This is a genomic window from Bacillus sp. FSL R5-0603, from assembly GCF_038050295.1.
Classification (GTDB): domain Bacteria; phylum Bacillota; class Bacilli; order Bacillales; family Bacillaceae; genus Bacillus; species Bacillus subtilis.
The window spans coordinates 717,763-736,344 of sequence record NZ_JBBOYP010000001.1; the positions used below are offsets into that span (position 1 = coordinate 717,763).

The 18,582-nt window shown below is 46.9% G+C and carries 17 protein-coding genes and 1 pseudogene; 10 read left to right on the forward strand and 8 right to left on the reverse strand.

Annotated elements, in window-relative coordinates:
- Nucleotides 1-67: 67 nt before the first annotated feature.
- Nucleotides 68-1,453 (reverse strand): amino acid permease, encoded by a 1,386-nt coding sequence (locus NYE56_RS03625; RefSeq protein WP_003233771.1) that lies wholly within the window; start codon nt 1,451-1,453, stop codon nt 68-70.
- Nucleotides 1,454-1,702: 249 nt separating this feature from the next.
- Between NYE56_RS03625 and yfmT the strand changes: the two genes are divergently transcribed.
- The 7 genes and pseudogenes from yfmT (at nt 1,703) to NYE56_RS03660 (ending at nt 8,874) form a co-directional block, all read left to right on the forward strand.
- Nucleotides 1,703-3,160 (forward strand): benzaldehyde dehydrogenase, encoded by a 1,458-nt coding sequence (yfmT, locus tag NYE56_RS03630; protein ID WP_268556162.1) that lies wholly within the window; start codon nt 1,703-1,705, stop codon nt 3,158-3,160.
- A 469-nt stretch (nt 3,161-3,629) separates the two neighbouring features.
- Complete coding sequence (locus NYE56_RS21295) at nt 3,630-4,034, forward strand: methyl-accepting chemotaxis protein (protein WP_369888597.1); 405 nt, start codon at nt 3,630-3,632, stop codon at nt 4,032-4,034.
- Nucleotides 4,035-4,167: 133 nt separating this feature from the next.
- The gene (locus tag NYE56_RS03640; protein ID WP_341283482.1) at nt 4,168-6,057 is read left to right on the forward strand and encodes an ABC-F family ATP-binding cassette domain-containing protein; all 1,890 of its coding nucleotides are present in this window, start codon (nt 4,168-4,170) and stop codon (nt 6,055-6,057) included.
- 122 nt (nt 6,058-6,179) lie between these two features.
- The gene (locus NYE56_RS03645) at nt 6,180-6,626 is read left to right on the forward strand and encodes a YfmQ family protein (protein WP_015482940.1); all 447 of its coding nucleotides are present in this window, start codon (nt 6,180-6,182) and stop codon (nt 6,624-6,626) included.
- A 124-nt stretch (nt 6,627-6,750) separates the two neighbouring features.
- Entirely contained in the window at nt 6,751-7,173 is a 423-nt protein-coding gene (locus NYE56_RS03650; protein ID WP_014479143.1) for a MerR family transcriptional regulator, read from the forward strand.
- Nucleotides 7,174-7,238: 65 nt separating this feature from the next.
- On the forward strand, nt 7,239-8,429 hold the full coding sequence (locus NYE56_RS03655) for an MFS transporter (RefSeq protein ID WP_003233759.1): 1,191 nt from the start codon (nt 7,239-7,241) through the stop codon (nt 8,427-8,429).
- Nucleotides 8,430-8,720: 291 nt separating this feature from the next.
- Nucleotides 8,721-8,874 (forward strand): annotated as a pseudogene (locus NYE56_RS03660) (hypothetical protein).
- Nucleotides 8,875-8,985: 111 nt separating this feature from the next.
- Here NYE56_RS03660 and NYE56_RS03665 read toward each other — a convergent pair.
- Entirely contained in the window at nt 8,986-10,542 is a 1,557-nt protein-coding gene (locus tag NYE56_RS03665; RefSeq protein ID WP_014476110.1) for an ABC-F family ATP-binding cassette domain-containing protein, read from the reverse strand.
- A gap of 172 nt (nt 10,543-10,714) precedes the next feature.
- On the opposite strand from NYE56_RS03665, the gene NYE56_RS03670 reads away from it, so the two are divergent.
- Both NYE56_RS03670 and NYE56_RS03675 read left to right on the forward strand, forming a co-directional pair.
- On the forward strand, nt 10,715-11,845 hold the full coding sequence (locus NYE56_RS03670; RefSeq protein WP_341283483.1) for a DEAD/DEAH box helicase: 1,131 nt from the start codon (nt 10,715-10,717) through the stop codon (nt 11,843-11,845).
- Nucleotides 11,846-11,912: 67 nt separating this feature from the next.
- The gene (locus NYE56_RS03675; RefSeq protein WP_129137512.1) at nt 11,913-12,359 is read left to right on the forward strand and encodes a GNAT family N-acetyltransferase; all 447 of its coding nucleotides are present in this window, start codon (nt 11,913-11,915) and stop codon (nt 12,357-12,359) included.
- A gap of 52 nt (nt 12,360-12,411) precedes the next feature.
- Here NYE56_RS03675 and NYE56_RS03680 read toward each other — a convergent pair whose 3' ends face one another.
- The 6 genes from NYE56_RS03680 to NYE56_RS03705 form a co-directional block, all read right to left on the reverse strand.
- Nucleotides 12,412-13,431 carry an NADP-dependent oxidoreductase gene (locus NYE56_RS03680; RefSeq protein WP_038829549.1) on the reverse strand — a complete coding sequence of 340 codons (1,020 nt, stop codon included), beginning with the start codon at nt 13,429-13,431 and terminating at the stop codon, nt 12,412-12,414.
- Between the two features lie 104 nt (nt 13,432-13,535).
- A complete protein-coding gene (gene yfmF / locus NYE56_RS03685; RefSeq protein WP_326211408.1) occupies nt 13,536-14,336 on the reverse strand; it encodes a Fe(3+)-citrate ABC transporter ATP-binding protein YfmF in 801 nt (266 codons plus the stop codon).
- A gap of 12 nt (nt 14,337-14,348) precedes the next feature.
- The gene (gene yfmE, locus NYE56_RS03690; RefSeq protein WP_003243506.1) at nt 14,349-15,350 is read right to left on the reverse strand and encodes a Fe(3+)-citrate ABC transporter permease YfmE; all 1,002 of its coding nucleotides are present in this window, start codon (nt 15,348-15,350) and stop codon (nt 14,349-14,351) included.
- A complete protein-coding gene (gene fecD / locus NYE56_RS03695; RefSeq protein WP_133953929.1) occupies nt 15,347-16,348 on the reverse strand; it encodes a Fe(3+) dicitrate ABC transporter permease FecD in 1,002 nt (333 codons plus the stop codon). The genes yfmE and fecD overlap by 4 nt, the downstream gene beginning before the upstream one ends.
- A gap of 72 nt (nt 16,349-16,420) precedes the next feature.
- Nucleotides 16,421-17,368, reverse strand: coding sequence for a Fe(3+)-citrate ABC transporter substrate-binding protein YfmC (gene yfmC / locus NYE56_RS03700; protein WP_341283484.1), 948 nt, complete (start codon nt 17,366-17,368; stop codon nt 16,421-16,423).
- A gap of 109 nt (nt 17,369-17,477) precedes the next feature.
- Entirely contained in the window at nt 17,478-17,846 is a 369-nt protein-coding gene (locus NYE56_RS03705) for a YfmB family protein (RefSeq protein WP_003233730.1), read from the reverse strand.
- A gap of 243 nt (nt 17,847-18,089) precedes the next feature.
- Here NYE56_RS03705 and NYE56_RS03710 point away from each other — a divergent pair, with 243 nt between their 5' ends.
- On the forward strand, nt 18,090-18,437 hold the full coding sequence (locus NYE56_RS03710; RefSeq protein WP_003233729.1) for a general stress protein: 348 nt from the start codon (nt 18,090-18,092) through the stop codon (nt 18,435-18,437).
- The last annotated feature ends 145 nt before the right edge of the window (nt 18,438-18,582 follow it).

Sequence of the window (18,582 nt, forward strand, 5' to 3'; positions counted from 1 at the left end):
TATTCAAAGTATAGCACATAAAAAAAGGAAAAAGCCGGCGGGTGAGGCACCGCCGGCTGAAAAGAGATTATTTGTTTAATAAGCTGTGTTTTCTCGAATATAGGAAATAAACCAGCGTTCCGACAGCGATCCAGATGACAAATGAAAGCCATGTGACGCCGGGAAGGCTGTACATGAACCAAAGGCAGATGCCTGCGCTGATAATCGGCACAACCGGGACGAACGGCACTCTGAAGGACGCCTTGATTTCAGGATGTTTCTTTCTGAGCACAATGACAGCAATAGATATGACCGTAAACGCGGCAAGTGTTCCCATGTTCACCAGATGGGCCAGCGTTCCGAGGTTAATAAAGCCGGCGATTCCCGCTGCAACGATCCCTGTCAGCCATGTGTTGCGGAACGGGGTTTTAAATGACGGATGAACCTTTGCGAACAATCCAGGCAGAAGGCCGTCTCTGCTCATGGCAAATGTCAAACGAACCTGAGCGTACAGCAAAGCGAGCATCACCGTCGTAATCCCGATAATCGCACCGACAGAAATAATTCCGGCAACAGCGTCCTGTCCGACGAATTTCAGCGCAAAGGATACAGGATCTCCGACATTCAATTTGGCATAAGGCATCATGCCTGTCAGCACAAGCGATACCGCGATGTACAGCACCGTGCAGACGGCTAGAGCTGAAATAATGCCGACGGGCATGTTTTTTTGCGGATTTTTCACTTCCTCTGATGCGTTAGAAACCGCGTCAAACCCAAGGTACGCGAAGAATACAGTGGCAGCGCTAAGTATGACGCCTTTCATCCCGAATGGCATAAAAGGAGACCAGTTATCCGGTTTCACATAGCCGATGCCGACAATAATGAACAATAATATGATCGCGATTTTCATCAGTACGATGACGTTGTTAAAGCGTGTGCTTTCCTTGACGCCTCTGCTGACAATCGCAGTGATGAGGAGAATGATCACCGCAGCCGGAAGGTTAAATACGGCGCCCGCCGTGCTTCCCGGCGCTCCTGTCAGTGCAGCCGGAATATGAAGATTGAAGCCGGCAAGCAGTGATTGAAAGTATGAAGACCAGCCGGTGGCAACCGCCGACAGTGCAATGACATATTCAAGCATGAGATCCCATCCGATCAAAAAGGCGAGCAGCTCTCCAAGTGTCACGTATGAGTATGAGTACACGCTTCCCGAAATCGGAATGGAAGACGAAAACTCAGCATAACAGAAAGCAGCCAGCGCACAGGCGAGCCCCGCTAAAATAAACGATATGATGAGGGCGGGACCTGCACCGGTCGCTGCCACTGTTCCTGTAATGACAAAAATCCCTGTACCGATGACACAACCGATACCGAGCAAGGTTAAATCAAATGCGCTTAACGTACGGGCAAGGCTTTTTGACTTGCTCTGCGCACTCAATGTTTCAAGCGGTTTTTTTCTAAATAATGAACTCATCAAAAGTTCCTCCTGTAAATATTCAAAATATTCTAATCATTATATACAGTTCTTGTTGTATTATATTGTCGAAATTTGACGCAGTCAATAAAATATTTTTCTGCTTTAAATGATAGAAGCGAAACAGCGTTGTCGTATCATAGGATAGTAATTTTTACTAATCGTATATTCAATTTTATGCAAGATGAACCGATAGAAAAAATAGATTCGCCCATATTTTGATTTGCGGTTATAAAGGAGATGCTGACCATGTTTCAATATGAAGAGTTGAATAAACAGTTTATCGGCGGGAAATGGCAGGAGGGCAGCAGCCCAAATGTATTGGAAAACAAAAATCCTTATACTCAAAAAACATTCACAACATTCCGTAAAGCGACTGCTAACGATGTAGATGAAGCGTACAGGGCAGCGGCGCTGGCGAAGAAAAAATGGGATGCGGTCAATCCGTTCGAGAAAAGGACCATTTTAGAAAAAGCCGTCACGTATATCGAAGAGAACGAAGAAGCCATCATTTATTTGATTATGGAAGAGCTTGGCGGAACAAGGCTCAAAGCAGCTTTTGAAATCGGTCTTGTCAAAAACATCATAAAAGAAGCGGCAACGTTCCCAATCCGCATGGAAGGCAAAATTCTTCCGTCAACAATAGACGGAAAGGAAAACAGATTATATCGCGTGCCTGCAGGTGTTGTCGGTGTCATCAGTCCATTTAACTTCCCATTCTTTTTATCTATGAAATCAGTGGCGCCTGCACTCGGAGCCGGCAATGGCGTTGTGCTAAAGCCGCATGAGGAAACGCCGATTTGCGGCGGAACGCTGATTGCGAAAATTTTTGAGAACGCGGGAATTCCAGCGGGGCTGCTGAATGTTGTTGTCACAGACATTGCTGAAATCGGCGACAGCTTCGTTGAGCATCCAGTGCCGCGGATCATCTCATTTACCGGTTCTACGAAAGTCGGCAGCTACATCGGACAGCTTGCGATGAAGCATTTTAAAAAGCCGCTTCTTGAGCTTGGCGGGAACAGCGCCTTCATCGTACTTGAGGATGCAGATATAGAATATGCGGTCAATGCGGCGGTGTTCAGCCGATTTACACATCAAGGACAGATTTGCATGTCAGCCAACCGCGTGCTTGTTCATTCTTCTATTTATGACAAGTTCCTTGAGCTGTACCAGGCAAAAGTGGAATCGCTGAAAGTCGGCGACCCAATGGATCCTGATACGATTATCGGGCCATTAATCAACAGCAGACAGACGGACGGGCTGATGAAGACTGTTGAGCAAGCAATTGAAGAAGGCGCTGTACCAGTGAAGCTTGGCGGATTTAACGGGACGATCGTGGAACCGACGATCTTAAAAGACGTCAAACCGTTCATGAGCATTGCCAAGGAAGAGCTGTTCGGACCAGTCGTCTCCTTTATGAAGTTTGATTCAGAAGACGAAGCGGTGGATATCGCAAACGAAACCCCGTTTGGCTTGAGCGGTGCCGTACATACGTCAAATCTTGAGCGCGGCGTGGCTTTTGCGAAACGCATTGAAACAGGCATGATTCACGTCAATGACACGACCATCAATGATGAACCGAATGTAGCCTTCGGCGGTGAAAAGCAATCAGGCCTCGGCCGTTTAAACGGTGAGTGGAGCCTCGAAGAATTTACAACGCTGAAATGGATCTCGGTCCAGCACGAAAAACGCAGCTTCCCTTATTAATGAAAAGGAGTGAATGGAATTGACCATAAATACGGAAAAAGAAACCGCAGATATTCTGGACGCATTTATCAAAGTAGCCCCTTATTTAAACAGCCTGGTTCAGGATGATATTACAATCGGCATTTATGATACGGAAAAACTGCTCATGAATATACCGGCCAAAACCTTTTCGCTGAACGTAAAAGCCGGCGATCCGCTGCAGGAAGGGGATATCATCACAGATGCCATCCGAAGCAATCAGAAGAAGACGAGCATGGTTCCGAAAGAATTGTTCGGCTTCCCATTGATCGCGCGTGCCATCCCGCTGCACGACGAGAATGGAAGAGTCATTGGAGGCGTCGGCCTCGGAACGAGCCTTGAGGAGTCGTCAAAGCTGCATGATGTCGCGGAAAGCTTATCAGCTGTCGTTGAACAAACAGCCGCGGCTATTTCCGACATTTCTGAATCAATTAACGGGTTTTCAACTCAAATGTCGGGCATTTCCTCTCAGGCGAAAAAAGTAAGCGAAAGCGCCGGTGAAATCGCCGATATTTCAGTAACTGTTAAAGGCATCTCTGACCAAAGCAATCTGCTCGGCTTGAACGCCGCGATCGAAGCGGCAAGAGCAGGGGAGTCCGGAAAAGGCTTCTCTGTCGTCGCAGATGAGATCAGAAAGCTAGCAACGCATTCAAAAGAAAATGTCGGCCAAATTGACCAGATTACGAAAAAAATCCACAGCCTGCTGAAAGGGCTGGAGGAATCCATTGAGTCGATTAACCAGCATACAGACGGACAAGCCGCTGCTGTTGAACAAATTTCCGCCACAATGCAGGAGATTTCAGGAAGCGCACAGCATCTTGCAAAAATGGCCGAAAAAGCGCTTGAGGAAGAGTAAGAGACCGGGGACACATGTCCCCGGTCTTTTTCTATCCTGCATTTCCGTGAAATTTGTCTGACGTTTTACTAGTTTTATTCCAGCGGCTGATTTAAAATGTACACATGAACTTACGTGAGGATTGATAGGAACCATGAGCATATTAAAAGCGGAAAATCTTTATAAAACATACGGAGATAAAACATTATTTGACCATATCTCCTTTCATATTGAAGAGAATGAGAGAATCGGATTAATCGGGCCAAACGGAACAGGAAAATCAACGCTGCTGAAAGTGATTGCCGGCTTGGAATCTATCGAAGAAGGAGAAATCACGAAATCCGGAAGCGTGCATGTCGAATTTCTTCATCAAGACCCGGAGCTGCCTGCGGGGCAAACAGTGCTGGAGCATATCTATTCCGGTGAATCGGCTGTGATGAAAACCTTGCGTGAATATGAAAAAGCGCTGTATGAACTGGGGAAAGATCCCGAAAATGAACAGCGCCAGAAACACCTGCTGGCAGCACAAGCGAAAATGGACGCGAACAATGCATGGGATGCAAACACCCTGGCAAAAACCGTATTGTCTAAGCTTGGCGTCAACGACGTAACAAAACCGGTCAATGAGCTCTCAGGCGGCCAGAAAAAACGGGTGGCCATTGCCAAAAACTTAATTCAGCCCGCTGATTTGCTCATTTTGGACGAGCCGACAAACCATTTGGATAATGAAACGATTGAGTGGCTTGAAGGGTATTTAAGCCAATATCCCGGCGCCGTCATGCTGGTGACGCACGATAGATATTTCTTAAACCGTGTCACAAACCGCATTTATGAGCTTGAAAGAGGCAGTCTCTACACGTACAAAGGCAACTATGAAGTGTTTTTAGAAAAACGCGCGGAACGGGAAGCGCAGGCTGAGCAAAAGGAAACGAAGCGGCAAAACCTGCTGCGCCGCGAGCTGGCTTGGCTCAGACGAGGAGCGAAAGCCCGCTCCACAAAACAAAAGGCGAGAATTGACCGGGTAGAGTCGCTTAAAGAGCAGAAAGGGCCTCAGTCATCAGGTTCACTCGATTTTGCCATTGGCTCGTACCGTCTCGGAAAACAGGTTATTGAAGCGGAGAACGTCATGATCGCTTATGACGGCCGCATGCTCGTCGACCGTTTTAATGAACTTGTCATACCAGGTGAACGGATCGGGATCATCGGGCCAAACGGCATCGGGAAAACAACGCTGTTAAATGCCCTTGCCGGCCGTCATACGCCGGACGGAGGCAATATTACGATCGGACAGACGGTCAGAATCGGCTACTATACTCAGGATCATAGTGAAATGAACGGTGAGTTAAAGGTCATTGACTATATAAAAGAAACGGCGGAGGTCGTAAAAACGGCAGATGGCGATATGATTACAGCTGAACAAATGCTCGAGCGTTTCCTCTTCCCGCGTTCGATGCAGCAGACGTATATCCGCAAGCTGTCCGGCGGGGAAAAACGCCGTTTATACTTGCTTCAGGTTCTCATGCAGGAGCCGAATGTCCTGTTTCTCGATGAGCCGACGAACGATTTGGATACTGAAACATTAAGCGTTCTTGAGGATTATATTGACCAGTTCCCTGGCGTCGTCATCACCGTATCCCATGACCGCTATTTCCTTGACCGCGTCGTCGACCGTTTGATTGTATTTGAAGGAAATGGCGTCATTTCCCGCTTTCAAGGCTCCTATAGCGACTATATGGAGGAGTCAAAAGCGAAAAAAGCGGCCCCAAAACCGACAGCTGAGGAAAAAACGGCTGAAGCCGAGCCGAAGAAAAAACGGAAAAAGCTTTCTTACAAAGACCAGCTGGAATGGGATGGCATCGAAGATAAAATTGCCCAGCTGGAAGAAAAGCATGAGCAGCTCGAAGCTGACATCGCCGCAGCAGGCAGTGATTTTGGCAAAATCCAAGAGCTGATGGCCGAGCAGGCGAAAACTGCGGAAGAGCTTGAGGCTGCGATGGACCGCTGGACAGAATTGTCCCTCATGATCGAAGAACTGGAAAGCTAAAAAGCGTGGCCGCAGCAGGCCGCGCTTTTTTTCACATAATGGACAAAAACGAACCGGCCTGCTTATGTTAGGATAAAATTATGTGTCAGCGGCACATGGAAAACTAACGGAGATGATGAAGTATGACATGGGCGATCGTGATGTTAATTCTCATGAGTCTGGTGAAAATCGTATTAACCTGTCTTCCTACAGGCGTCATAGAATGGCTGCTCGGCAAATTTGAAGTGCACGCCAAGCTGAGTGACGAAAATGCGAGTCTCTCTCTAGATGGAAAACGTCTCGAGGGTGCAGAGAAGCAGAAAGTGATTGATCAATTTAACGAAGCTGTCTTCCTGGAAAAATATTATATTTATCCAGGTGATGAAGAGCGTTATTTACATCCGGAAAACGGCGGCACGCCGCTGGTGATAGATACAAAAAAAGGAAAAAAAGACGTGAAGCTGTTCGTGTACCGCTACGACGACCATATCGACGTCGTGAAACAGTACAAGAAGAAAGTGATCGCGTATCGAGTGCTTTCTGAAAGCCTTCAAAAAGAGTCTCTGTCAGTGGCGGGAAGTTTAGCTTAAACAGGAAAGTGAAAGACGGGTGCTTTATGCTACTCGTCTTTTTTATTGTTTTTTAAAACTTAACGTTTACGTTAAGGTTCAAAAGGTGTATAATGGTAACAGAAACGGCGAAGGGGGATTTACCTTGGAATGGATGAAGATTGATCAAGTGGCCAAAAGAAGCGGACTGACAAAGCGGACCATCCGGTTTTATGAAGAAATCGGCTTGATTCCGGCGCCGAAACGGACAGACGGCGGCGTAAGGCTTTATTCAGAGGATGATATGGAGGAGCTTGAGAAAGTCATCAGCACAAAAGAGGTGCTCGGTTTTTCCCTTCAGGAGCTTCAGCATTTCATGGAAACCAGCCGCCAGCTAGAGTTAAACAAAGAGGGGTATTTGTTGTCACTGGATCCTAAGGAACGGAAAGAAAAACTGGAGGAAATTCAGGAAACCCTGAATCACCAGCTGAGTTTGATTGATGAGAAAATCCGCACATTCCAAAGCTTTAAAGAACGCCTGCAAGGCATGAAAGGCAAAGCGGAACGCGCCATTCAATCAATCGAATGAAAAGTTTGTTAAACGCTATTTTTGTAGCGTTTCTTTTAATGGAATAAAGATGGAGGTTAGGTCAAATGGATAAGACAACACAAGTGAATCAGAAAACGGGTTTGCTCAGCCAGCCAAAAGCGGTATGGGCTGTCGCATTTGCCTGTGTGATTTCCTTTATGGGAATCGGGCTGGTCGATCCAATTCTTCCGGCCATTGCCGCACAACTACATGCTTCACCTAGTGAAGTATCACTCTTGTTTACAAGTTATTTGCTTGTAACCGGATTTATGATGTTTTTCTCAGGAGCCATTTCCAGCCGCATCGGCGCGAAATGGACATTAATTCTCGGACTTATTTTTATTATTGTGTTTGCGGGGCTTGGCGGAAGCTCAAGCTCAATCGCTCAGTTAGTCGGCTATCGCGGCGGCTGGGGATTAGGGAATGCTTTGTTTATTTCAACAGCGCTTGCGGTCATCGTTGGTGTATCAGTCGGAGGAAGCGCCCAAGCGATTATTTTGTATGAGGCTGCGCTCGGTCTCGGGATTTCCGTCGGGCCGCTTGCAGGCGGAGAGCTTGGAAGCATTTCATGGCGCGCACCGTTTTTCGGAGTATCTGTCCTGATGTTTATTGCGTTAATCGCGATTTCTTTCATGCTTCCGAAATTGCCGAAACCGGCGAAACGCGTCGGTGTGTTTGATGCGATGAAGGCACTCAAATATAAAGGCCTTTTAACAATGGCGGTATCGGCATTCTTATACAACTTTGGATTTTTTATTTTGCTTGCTTATTCTCCGTTCGTTCTGGATTTAGATGAACACGGTCTTGGATATGTCTTCTTCGGCTGGGGCCTTCTGCTGGCGATTACGTCAGTCTTTACGGCGCCGCTCGTACACAAAGCGCTGGGCACAGTGCGTTCGCTCGTCGTTCTCTTTATCGCCTTTGCGGCTATTCTCGTTATTATGGGGATCTGGACAGACCATCAGACTTTGATTATTACATGTATCGTTGTCGCTGGTGCTGTTCTCGGTATGGTGAATACGATCATGACAACCGCTGTGATGGGTTCTGCGCCGGTTGAACGTTCAATCGCGTCTTCAGCCTACAGCTCAGTCCGCTTCATCGGCGGCGCGCTCGCTCCGTGGATTGCAGGAATGCTGTCAGAACACTTCACCGCAAGCACACCGTATACAGTCGGAGGGATCGTCGTTTTTGTCGGCATGCTTGTCCTTCTCATGGGACGTAAACATCTTGCTGGAATTAAGGCGGGGCATTAATAACGAAAGACACTGCGAAGATGCAGTGTCTTTTTATTCGTTATAATGCATCATAATCGAATTGGTGAAGGAAAGGACAACCTTTATGACACAATTTTACTATTTTTCGGCTGAAAACTCCCTTTAGAAACCGGTTTTTTCGGTCAGCAAGAACGGCGTTCGCGGAAAGGGCATCCGCTTCGGTCAGACATTGATGCGGCTGGGATTTATCTTGCAGAAGCTGAGAATGTGTCCGTTCATTTACGATTGCCATTTCAAGTGATGGTTCATACTGTAGAGGGGACGTTTGCCATGGATAAGGCAAAGCCAGACGAATATGATCAGAAATGTTTAGAAACGCTCTATCAATACATACACAGCGTCATGAAAAACAGCTTTTCGCCCGAGTGGTTTACCGCTTGGACAGATGAGGAGGATTTTGAGCTGTCTGCCAAAAGAGAGCTGACACTTGGTGAATTCACATCTCCATTTTAAAAGACAGAGAGCTTTTGAGAATCGTTCAGAATAAATGGCAGTAAAAAACCCGCCCTTTAGCAGGCGGGGTTTTTTTTATAAATTAAAGCACTTTCGTCGTCCAAGACTCGCAGTTCCACGTTTCTGTCGCAATATCCATATAAAAGTCTGGCTCGTGGGAAATGAGCAGAATGGAGCCTTTATATTCTTTCAGGGCGCGCTTGAGCTCTTCCTTGGCATCGACATCCAAGTGGTTTGTCGGCTCATCGAGCACCAGCAGGTTTGTTTCTGAGTTGATTAGCTTGCACAATCTGACTTTCGCTTTTTCGCCTCCACTTAATACGGAGACGCGGCTTTCGATATGCTTTGTCGTCAGTCCGCATTTTGCCAAAGCGGCACGGATTTCATACTGCGTATAAGAAGGGAATTCGCTCCATACTTCTTCGATGCACGTATTGTTGTTTGTTTCCTTGACCTCTTGCTCGAAATAGCCGGTATAGATGTGCTCACCGCGTTCAACAGAGCCTTCGAGCGGCTGGATTTCACCAAGCAAACTTTTCAGCAATGTCGTTTTTCCGATCCCATTCGCGCCGTAAAGGGCAATTTTTTGGCCGCGCTCCATGCGGAGGTTGAGCGGACGGGACAGCGGGGAATCGTAACCGATCACGAGATCCTTCGTTTCAAAAATCAGCTTGCCTGACGTTCTCGCCGGCTTGAAGTGGAATTCCGGCTTTGGCTTTTCTGCCGCAAGCTCGATCATATCCATCTTATCGAGTTTCTTTTGGCGGGACATCGCCATGTTTCTCGTGCTGACGCGCGCTTTGTTGCGGGCGACGAAATCTTTCAGCTCTGCGACTTCCTGCTGCTGCTTTTTATAGGCCGCTTCAAGCTGCTGTTTCTTCACCTCGTAGACTTCCATAAACTGATGGTAGTCGCCGACATAGCGTGTCAGCTCTTGATTTTCAACGTGATAAATCAGGTTGATGACACTATTCAAGAACGGAATATCGTGGGAAATCAGGATGAACGCGTTCTCGTATTCCTGCAGGTAGCGTTTCAGCCATTCAATATGCTGTTCATCAAGATAGTTGGTCGGCTCATCGAGAAGCAGAATTTCCGGCTTTTCAAGGAGCAGCTTAGCGAGAAGGACCTTTGTGCGCTGTCCGCCGCTCAAATCGGTGACATCTCGCTCTAAACCGATATCGCTCAAACCGAGACCGCGGGCAATTTCCTCCACCTTGGAATCAATGACATAAAAATCATTGTTTGTCAGCGCGTCTTGAATGACGCCGACTTCTTCAAGCAGCTTCTCGAGCTCGTCGGGATCAGCCTCGCCCATTTTGTTGTAAATCTCGTTCATTTCCTCTTCCATCGCAAATAGATAATGGAACGCGTCTTTCAGGACGTCGCGAATGGATTTTCCTTTTTCCAGCACGGTATGCTGATCCAGATAGCCGACACGGACGTTTTTTGACCACTCGACTTTTCCCTCATCAGGTTCAAGCTTTCCGGTAATAATATTCATGAAGGTTGATTTTCCTTCACCGTTTGCGCCGATCAAGCCGACGTGCTCGCCTTTTAACAGGCGGAAGGAAACGTTATTAAAAATGGCCCGGTCCCCGAAGCCGTGGCTTAAATCCTTTACAGATAAAATACTCATGTTTACACCTCTATCGTTATCAAACACGCACAATCGGCGTGTAATATTCACCCTTTTGATTATAAAGGAGGATTCGGAATGTTGAAAGGTATAGGAAAGAAAAAGAAAAATTGCGTTCCGGGCGAGGTTTTGAGATACTATGGAATAGATTTCAGGAATTGAGGAGAACAAAATGACGCAAACTTGGCCATTTTTACATAATGCACAATCATTTATACAAGAGAATTGGAATGCTTCCGGCTTTCAAACGCCAACCCCTGTTCAAGAGCAGGCAGCCCAGCTGATCATGGATGGAAAGGATGTCATTGCAGAATCGCCGACAGGCACAGGGAAGACGCTGGCGTATGCGCTGCCGGTCTTGGAGCGGATCAAACCAGAGCAAAAGCATCCGCAGGCGGTGATTTTAGCGCCTTCCCGTGAGCTGGTGATGCAGATTTTTCAGGTGATTCAGGATTGGAAAGCGGGCTCAGAGCTGCGCGCGGCTTCCTTAATCGGCGGGGCGAATGTGAAGAAGCAGGTCGAAAAGCTGAAGAAACATCCGCATATCATCGTCGGCACACCGGGCAGGGTATTTGAACTGATTAAAGCAAAGAAACTCAAAATGCATGAAGTGAAAACGATTGTACTTGATGAAGCGGATCAGCTTGTCCTGCCGGAGCATCGCGAGACGATCAAACAAATTATTAAAACGACATTAAGAGACCGCCAGCTTCTATGTTTTTCCGCGACACTCAAAAAGGAAACAGAGGATGTGCTCCGCGAATTGGCGCAAGAGCCTGAGGTGTTGAAGGTACAGCGAAGCAAGGCGGAGGCAGGGAAAGTGAAACATCAATACCTGATTTGCGACCAGCGCGACAAAGTGAAGCTGCTGCAAAAGCTGTCAAGGCTTGAAGGCATGCAGGCACTCGTATTTGTGAGAGACATTGGCAACCTGAGTGTATATGCGGAAAAACTGGCATATCACCACGTTGAACTCGGCGTTTTGCACAGTGAAGCGAAAAAAATGGAGCGGGCAAAAATCATTGCCGCATTCGAAGACGGAGAGTTTCCTCTTTTATTGGCGACTGACATTGCCGCACGCGGTTTAGACATTGAAAACCTGCCATACGTGATTCATGCTGATATTCCAGATGAAGATGGCTATGTCCACAGATCAGGACGAACAGGCCGGGCCGGAAAAGAAGGCAACGTGCTGAGCCTTGTGACAAAATTGGAGGAATCTAAGCTGAAAAAAATGGCGAAGAAGCTTGGTGTTGAACTGAGTGAAGCTGTGTATGCAGGCGGAAAACTGAAGACGAAATAAAAAGAAGGGCGAAAAGCCCTTTTTTGTTGTAAAATAATAGAAAAAGTTTCGCGCAGGGGGTGGGAAGGTGGTTTCAATAGACAGGTTTCAAGCAGTGAAGGAGTCAGAGCTGAAAATTCTTGAACGCTGGTTTGAGAATGAGGATACCAGACGGAGAATGGATGGGATGCTGCCATTAGATGAGTGGTATGCACGAGTAAATAAAGATAAACACGATACTGTCATCATGGCGTATGATGGACAGCTGCCGGCAGGGATGGCCGTTATTGAGTTCGGGGAGAAGCGGACATATATTGGATTGATCGTCAATCCTTTGTACCGGCTTCAAGGGTACGGAAAACGGATATTGCAAAAGCTGATGACCGAACCTGATTTTACTAGCGTGCGGGAATGGGTGGCATGCATTGAAGAAGACAATCGAATCAGTTTAGCTTGCTTTCAAGCAGCAGGATTCACTTTGGAAGATACAGAACCTGATGAAGATGGTTTTCTTACGCTGATTCTTCGCAGCTGATCTCATCGAAACATAAAAGGAGGGCAAAAAGCCCTCCCGTTTTCATCTTCATTCAGCTCGGATCACTGACCTTGATCAGCTGTTTCCCTTTATTTTCTCCCTTAAATAAACCGAGAAACGCGTCAGGAATGTTTTCGAAGCCTTCTGTGATGGTTTCCTCGTAATGGAGTTTACCAGCCTTCAGCCATTCGGCCAGCTGTTTTGCTCCCTCAGAAAAACGATCGGAGTAGTCGCTTACGATAAAGCCTTGCATCAGCGACTTCGTTTTAATGAGTTTTGATTGGACACGAGGGCCCATGTCATCTGCTTCGCTTTCTGCGTTATAGGAAGAAATGGCGCCGCACACCGGAATGCGGGCAAATTCATTGAGCAGATTCATCACCGCGTCTGAAATCGGTCCGCCGACATTGTCAAAATACACATCGACACCGTCAGGACAAGCGTTTTGAAGCGCTTTTTGGATATCATCCGCTGTTTTGTAATTGATGGCTTCGTCAAACTGAAGCTCCTGTTTTAAATAGTCGATTTTTTCATCAGAACCCGCGATACCGACAACTCGCGCGCCTTTGATTTTGGCAATTTGCCCGACTGTTGAACCGACGGCTCCCGCAGCTCCGGAGACAACCACGGTTTCGCCTTCCTTCGGGCGTCCGATGTCCAGCAATCCGAAGTATGCTGTTAAGCCGGTCATTCCCAAAATGCCGAGATAGGCCGAAGCGGGAGCAAGGCTTGTATCAATTTTTCGCAAGGCAGACTCGCTCACAGCGGAAAATTCCTGCCAGCTGAGATTTCCGATGACGATATCGCCTTTTTTCAATTGGTCGCCGTCTGACACGACTTCAGCGATAACCCCGCCAGAAAGCGCTTCATCCAAGGCGAACGGCTCAACATATGACTTCGTATCCTGCATACGGCCGCGCATATAAGGGTCAACCGAAACATAAAGCGTTTTGACAAGCACTTCCCCTTGCTGGGGTTCAGGAACCGGAATGGTTTCAAAGCGAAAGTCTTCATGAACAGGAATACCTTGTGGACGTCTTGCTAATTGAATTTGCTGCTGAGATGCTGTCATTTTCATCCTCCTATCACTTGGTTGACACCACTGTAACATGGACAGGAGAGGAAATACAAAAGGTAAGCTGGCATACAAAAAAGGAGAGGGGGCTCCTCTCCTTTTCATTTCGCCCGTAATTTCGGGCACAGTCCCGTCGGCAGGCACATTGGCTTCTGGTCGATCGGGCTTCTCATGATGCAGCATTCCAAGCCGAAGACTTCACGGAAAAATGGCTGGGTGAACACATCTTCCGGTGTTCCGGCGTTGTATATTTTTCCGTCCAGCACACTGATCAGATAGTCAGCGTATTGAGCGGCTTGGTTTAAATCATGGAGCACCATGACAACGGTGCGGCCATGGTCGCGGTTCAGCTTTTTCAGCAGTTCAAGCACTTCAATCTGGTGTGAGATGTCTAAATACGTGGTCGGCTCATCAAGCAAAAGCAAATCAGTGCCTTGCGCAAGTGCCATTGAAATCCAGGCTCTTTGTCTTTGGCCGCCTGAAAGGGCATCAAGTGTCCGATCCTTCAGTTCAATCATGCCCGTTGCATCCAGCGCCCACTCTACCATGTCATGATCCTCTTGGGTATGCTTGGATAACAGCTTTTTGTGAGGATGTCTGCCAAAATAGCATAATTCCTCTACCGTCAATCCTTCAGGAGCCTGAGGAGATTGTGGAAGAATGGCCAGTTTTTTTGCGACTTCTTTTGATGGCTGGCGGTGGATGTCTTTTCCTTCTAGTAGCACTGTACCGCTTTTCGGGGCCATCAGCCTGGCGAGCGATTTGAGGATTGTTGATTTACCGCAGCCATTAGCGCCGATGAGCGCAGTGATTTTTCCTTCTTCTATCTTTAAGTCGACTCCGTCAATAATCACTGTACTGTCATATGAAAGAGTGAGCTGGTCTGCAGCCAGTTTTCCCATGGTATCCTCTCCCTACTGTTTCCTCGCTTCGAATTTCAATAAATATAAGAAATAAGGCGCGCCGATCACGGCTGTCAGTATTCCGGCAGGTATTTCAACCGGAGGCATGATGCCGCGCCCTAACGTATCTGCAATTAATAATATAATAGCACCAATCAATGCCGATGCAGGCAGTAAATATTTAGCTTTTTCTCCGGTAAGCCGTCTGGCGATATGCGGAGCAAGCAAGCCGATAAAACCGATTGAGCCGACGACGGCTACACAGCTTCCCGCCAGCGCCACCGCGGTGAAAATCAGGATGAATCTCAGCCGGTTTGCGTTTTCTCCGAGACCCTGTGCAAGCTCATCCCCGAGTGACATAAGATCCAGCTTCGGTATGAGTATGCAGACGATCGGAAAAAGAATCAAAAGCCATGGCGCAAGCAGCTTGACTTCTTCCCAGTTTCTTCCCCAGAGGCTTCCTGTCAGCCAAATGAGTGCAGCATTCACGTCGCCCGGAAACTTGACCATCATATATTGCATTCCGGCGTGGCAGACCGCGCCTAAAGCAATGCCTGATAAAGCCAGTGAAGAGGGCTGAATGCTCTTTTTTCGGGCTATCATTAATAATAGTACAGCAATAATGGCGGCTCCGGCAAATGCGGAGAACGGAAGCACGTATACCGGCGACTCAGGAAAGATGAGAATCACAGCCATCGCCGCAAGTCCTGACCCTTTTGAAATGCCGACAACGTCCGGGGAAGCGAGCGGATTTCGGATCACACCCTGTAAAATCGCTCCGGCAGCGGCAAGCCCTGCACCGGCCAAAATCGCTAATATGATGCGGGGCAGACGATATTGCTGGATGATAAATTCAAAGGAATGATCCAGTCCCAGCAGATTCGTCACTACCGCATCAGGTGAAATGTATAATGCACCGATTCCAATGCTGATGACGGACAGAACGATTAAAATCACGGCCAATATGAGTATCGCCAGCAAGGGGCGTTTTTGTTTTCTGGTTGTTTTCTTCATTTCAGATGTCGCCCTTTCCTTGCCAAATATAAGAAAAACGGCGTTCCGATAATCGCGGTGACAATGCCGACCGGTGATTCATAAGGAAATGCAATCCATCTGGCCAGAACATCTGCGTACACCAGCAAAATGGCACCGAACAGTGCCGAAAACGGAAGCACGTATTGATAATGTTCTCCGATCAGCTTGCGGACAATATGCGGGACGAGCAGCCCGACAAAGCCAATCGGCCCGGCGACGGCTACGGAAGCGCCGGAAAGGATTAAAATAATCAAACTGATCAGAATCCGGATGCCGTTCATATTTTGTCCAAGCCCTTTTGCTGTTTCGTCTCCGAGACCGAGAACAGAAACAGAACCGGAAAATACGAGGGCAAGCCCGATGCCAATGACAGAAAACGGAGCGATGGTTATGACGTCCTGCCAGTTGCTGCCGTCGATTGCGCCTGTCATCCAGTACAGAACATCCTCACCTGACTCATTTAAAATAATGATGGCCTGTGTCATAGAGGAGAGGAACAAATGCACGGCCATTCCTGACAGCGCCAGCTTAACAGGTGTCATTCCGCCGGATGAGGCAATCATATACACAATCGCGCCGCCTGCTGCCGCACCCGCAAAAGCGAATATAACAGATGAATAGGGCGATGCCGGCAGAATGACGAGAGAAGCAACGACAAAAAGCGATGCACCCGCATTCACACCGAAAATTTGGGGTGAAGCCAGAGGATTTCTGGTCATAGCCTGCATCAGCGCCCCTGCTACAGCTAGGCTGGCGCCGACAAAAACGCCGATTAAAGTGCGGGGAAGGCGAAGAGTAGAGATGATGAGCTGTTCCTTTGAACCGTCCCATACAAAAAGATATTTCAATGAATCTATGATGCCGATGTCTGAGGCTCCTACTGAAAGATTCAGCCCAAGCCCAAATATAAAAATAATCAGTGCAATGATGAACATCACCAGTCTTGATGATGAGCGCCGTTTGGCTGAATGATACAACAGTCTCACTTCCTTACTGCGTCTGGTTGCAAAAACGAAGAAGCAAGGATTTCCCCTCGCTTCTCATTTGTCCTATTTATTATACACTTTTTTAAGCACATCTTTGGCGCTTGTTTCACTAGACTTGATGCCTCTGAATCTTGTCCAAGTGTCACGGTCCGCATCATAGACTTGTCCATTTTTCACCGCTTTGAGATTTTTCCAGAGCGGGTTCGTTTTCCACTCGTCTACAATGGTTTTGCCTTCGTTGGCTGAGATGAACAAAATATCAGGATCGATTTTGCTCAATTGCTCGAGGCTGACCTCTTGATAGGCGTTATCTGACTTCACAGCATGTGTAAAGCCTAGCATTTTAAAGATTTCTCCGTCATAGGATGATGATGTATGAAGCTGGAAGGAATCCGCTCTTGCAACGCCGAGAACGATGCTGCGGTTTTCATCTTTCGGAAGTTCGGCTTTTAGATCGTTGATGACTTTTTTGTGCTCGGCAAGCTTTTCTTTTCCTTCATCTTCTTTATTTAATGCTTTAGCAATGGTCGTAAAGCTGTCGATCGTTTCGTCATATGTCGCTTCACGGCTTTTTAATTCAATCGTCGGAGCGATTTGTTTCAGCTGTTTATAAATGTTTTTATGGCGCTCAGCGTCAGCGATGATTAAATCAGGCTTCAAGGAACTAATGACCTCAAGATTGGGTTCGCTGCGTGTGCCTACAGATGTGTAATCAATGGAGCTGCCGACAAGCTTTTTAATCATATCTTTTTTGTTGTCATCGGCGATGCCCACCGGCGTAATGCCGAGATTGTGAACGGCATCCAAGAATGAAAGCTCAAGCACAACCACCCGCTTAGGTGTGCCGCTTACTGTCGTTTTTCCTTCTTCGTCATGGATCACTCTGGAATCCTTAGACTTGCTTTCGCCGCTTCCGTTGTTATTCTGGCTTGATGAACAGCCGGATACAATGAGGCAGGCGAGCAATAAAACACTCATGATGGCAATCAACTTGTTAGAATAGGTGCGCATGTCATTCTTCCTTTTTTCAGATTTAGTAATGAGAATCATTATCACATGTAACACTATAATAGCATGGCTTATCATGTCAATATTTTTTTAGTAAAGAAAGCTGCGTTTTTTACTGCTTTCTCATGAAAGCATCATCAGACACAAATAAGTGGTATGCAGCGTTACCGTGTCTTCGAGACAAAAACGCATGGGCGTTGGCTTTAGAGGTTTCGAACATATCAGCAGTGACATAAGGAAGGAGAGTGCTGAGATAACCGGATAATTTCTTTTCTATTTCATCTGTTAGTGCAAATTCAATGTCGCCGATATTCATGATAATCGAGAAAACAAAGTCGATATCGATATGAAAATGTTCCTCGGCAAAAACCGCAAGCTCATGAATTCCTGGTGAACATCCGGCACGCTTATGGAAAATCTGTTTGACTAAATCACTCACAATCCAAGCATTGTATTGCTGTTCTGGTGAAAAGTATTGCATTAGACATACCTCCTGCTCGTACGGATAAAGGCAGCGTTTCATGGTCGTGTGCTCCGTGCAGCGGCTTCTCTTTAATTTTGATTTTTCTGAAAATAGGTCCCGTTCCTATCACTTTACCATGGACGGAAAACAAATAGCTACTACCATTCCTCCTGTTTTTCTCTTTAATGTTCTGGAATCTGTTTCAGGTACAGACGATCGGGTATGAAAGAAATATAGAAAACATGAAGGAGGAATATCGACATGAAACCAGTTGTAAAAGAGTATACAAATGACGAACAGCTCATGAAGGATGTAGAGGAATTACAGAAAATGGGTGTAGCGAAAGAGGATGTATACGTCTTAGCTCACGACGATGACAGAACGGAACGCCTGGCAGACAACACGAATGCCAATACGATCGGAGCCAAAGAAACAGGTTTCAAGCACGCGGTGGGAAATATCTTCAATAAAAAAGGAGACGAGCTCCGCAATAAAATTCACGAAATCGGTTTTTCTGAAGATGAAGCCGCTCAATTTGAAAAACGCTTAGATGAAGGAAAAGTGCTTCTCTTTGTGACAGATAACGAAAAAGTGAAAGCTTGGGCATAAAGCAAAGAAAAAACCAAAAGGCCAATGACGGCCTTTTGGTTTTTTTGCGGTCTTTGCGGTGGTATTTTGCAGAATGCCGCAATAGGATAGCGGAACATTTTCGGTTCTGAATGTCCCTCAATTTGCTATTATATTTTTGTGATAA